Source organism: Psychrobacter sp. 78a-MNA-CIBAN-0178, from assembly GCF_040309625.1.
Lineage (GTDB): Bacteria > Pseudomonadota > Gammaproteobacteria > Pseudomonadales > Moraxellaceae > Psychrobacter > Psychrobacter okhotskensis.
Genome location: NZ_JBEOOZ010000163.1, coordinates 1 through 255, shown reverse-complemented (window position 1 = coordinate 255; position 255 = coordinate 1). Strand labels below are relative to the sequence as shown.

Below are 255 nucleotides of genomic sequence, written 5' to 3'. Positions count from 1 at the left end.
GGTCTACACTGTTCCCTGTATCTCGCAAGGTTTTCTTAACATCATAATGTTTATCGAATTTTGGTGGATTTGGATTTTTTTCAAACCAATCGTATATGTTTTCAACTAAATGATTGATAAAAATTTTTCTATCAGCAGGTGATGCACTGTCAAAAAAATCTAGACCATTAGTGAAAGTATTGGGAGGCGAGAGCGCAAGATTTTGCTGAAATCGACTATCCATATCGCCGTATGAACAATCAAACGGTACAACGA

The 255-nt window shown here is 36.1% G+C and carries 1 protein-coding gene; it reads right to left on the bottom strand.

The genetic code is table 11. From position 1 onward, the window contains the following. Positions 1-255: hypothetical protein (locus tag AAEY80_RS14690; protein WP_350588620.1), on the bottom strand; the 255-nt coding region annotated here is incomplete at both ends.